3 protein-coding genes are annotated in these 2163 nt (G+C 76.4%); 1 reads left to right on the forward strand and 2 read right to left on the reverse strand.

What is annotated here, in order from left to right; genetic code table 11:
- Nucleotides 1-919 (reverse strand): ABC transporter permease (locus tag ONA70_RS35945; protein ID WP_265010931.1); only part of this gene is annotated, 919 nt, incomplete at its 3' end.
- Nucleotide 920: 1 nt separating this feature from the next.
- Complete coding sequence (locus tag ONA70_RS35950; protein ID WP_265010932.1) at nucleotides 921-1697, reverse strand: ABC transporter ATP-binding protein; 777 nt, start codon at nucleotides 1695-1697, stop codon at nucleotides 921-923.
- A 272-nt stretch (nucleotides 1698-1969) separates the two neighbouring features.
- Here ONA70_RS35950 and ONA70_RS35955 point away from each other — a divergent pair.
- Nucleotides 1970-2163, forward strand: a 194-nt coding sequence (locus ONA70_RS35955; RefSeq protein WP_265010933.1) for a heavy-metal-associated domain-containing protein, incomplete at its 3' end; no start/stop codon positions are given.

Here is a 2163-nt window from a genome sequence, read left to right on the forward strand (position 1 = left end):
CCCCGCCGGTCGCGCCGGCGGCCCGCAGCAGGGCCAGCTCCCGGGTCCGCTGGGTCACCACGATCGTGAACGTGTTGGCGATGAGGAACGCCCCGACCAGCAGGGCGGCCGCGGCGAGCGCGAGCAGTGCCAGGTTCAGCCAGGAGACCTGGTCCTGGGCCGCCTGCGCGCCGGCCGCGGCCAGGTCCCGGGCGGCGACGACCTCGTAGTCGGGGCCGAGCGCCGCGCCGATCCGCTCGCGCAGCTCGTCGGGGGCAGTGCCGGGCGCGGCCACCACGGCCACCTCGGTCACGCCGGTGCCGAGGCCGAGCAGCCGCTGCGCGGTCGGCGGGGTCACCAGGGCCACCGTGCTGTTCGGCAGGCCGTCCCGGTCGCCGAAGCCGACCAGGCCCACCACCCGCAGCCGGGCGGCGGTCTCGCCCCGTACCGTGACGGTGTCACCGAGGTCGATCCGCCGCGACCGCGCGGTGTCGGCGTCGACCAGCACCTCGTCGTCGGCGGCCGGCGCCCGGCCGGCGCGCAGCGGGAAGGTGCCGACCGGCGGCGGCTCCCAGGAGGCGAGCACCGAGGCGCCGTGCGGCACGACTGCCTGCCCGTCCACCTCCAGCAGGCCCTGGCCACGCAGCAGCGGCCGGGCGGCCCGGACGCCGGGCAGCGCGGCGATCCGGGGCGCCAGGTCGGCGGGGAGGGGATCCCGGGCCACCTCGACGCCCATCGCCGAGTCGAAGGCGACGGCGTCCCGGACGGTCAGGTCGACCCCGGCGGTCGCGGTGCGGAAATGGGCGTCCAGCAGCCGGCGGGAGGTGTCGGTGAGGACCAGGCTGCCGGTGACGAAGGCGACGCCGAGCACCACGGCGAGCAGGGTCAACGCCAGCCGGGCCCGCCGGGCCAGGGTGGTACGCAGGGTGATCCGCCACATGTCAGCGGCCCTCCCCGCTCGTCGTGGCGGTCAGCCCCGCCATCCGGGACAGCACGGCCGGCACCGTCGGCGCGTCCAGCTCACCGGCGATCCGGCCGTCGGCGAGGAACACCACCCGGTCGGCGTACGCGGCGGCGTGCGGGTCGTGGGTGACCATCACGATGGTCTGCCCGAGGTCGTCGACGGCCCGCCGGAGCACGCCGAGCAGCGCCTCGGCGGCCCGCGAGTCGAGGTTCCCGGTCGGTTCGTCGGCGAAGACGATCTCCGGTTCGGTGATCAGCGCGCGGGCCACCGCGACCCGCTGCTGCTGGCCGCCGGAGAGTTCGGCCGGTCGGTGACGCAGCCGGTCGGCGAGACCCAGGGTGGTCACCAGGCGGTCCAGCCGCTGCGGGTCGGGCCGGCGGCCGGCGAGAGTCAGCGGCAGCAGGATGTTCTCCCGGGCGGTGAGGGTCGGCACCAGGTTGAAGCCCTGGAAGACGAAGCCGATCCGGTCCCGGCGCAGCAGGGTGAGCTCCCGCTCGCCGAGCCCGCCCAACTCGGTGTCGCCGAGCCGGATCTCGCCGGCGTCGACCCGGTCCAGCCCGGCCAACGCGTGCATCAGGGTGCTCTTGCCGGAGCCGGACGGGCCCATCACGGCGGTGAACCGGCCGGCCGGGATGTCGACGGTGGCGCCGTCGAGGGCGCGCACGGCGCTCTCCCCCCGGCCGTACGTGCGGACGACGTCCCGGGCCCGGGCGGCCACGGCGGTCGCCGGTGCGGGTGCGGTGCTGACGGTCATCGTGGATTCTCCGATCGGTTCGGCGGTCAGCGGGCGGGCCGGCGCGGTATGGCGCGCACGTCGGTGTCGGGACGGCGGCGGCGCAGCCGGCGGATCAGCGCGGCGTGCTCCAGGCGGACCAGGTCGGTGGTGAGGACGGGGTGCATGTCGACTCCCTCGGTCGGTTCGGCAGGTACGGCAGGAGCGTCACCGCCGGCGCTGTCCGGACCCTGGCCGTCCGCCGCCGACCGGCGGACAGCGGACGGACAGCGGGGCCGGGCAGGCTGCCGGGCATGGGGGAGCAGGAGAGGCCGACCACGGTGACCCTGCCGGCGGGGATCTGTCGGCGGTGCGTACGGGTGTTGAGCCGCCGGATCAGTGACGTGCCGGGCGTGCTGTCGCTGGAGTACGACGCGGACGCCGGGGTGCTGCGGATCGGCGGCGAGCCGGACCTGGCGGCGCCGAAAGTGGTCGACGCGATGTTGGC

Origin of the sequence: Micromonospora yasonensis (assembly GCF_026013475.1) — a bacterium.
GTDB classification, from domain to species: Bacteria; Actinomycetota; Actinomycetes; order Mycobacteriales; family Micromonosporaceae; genus Micromonospora; species Micromonospora yasonensis.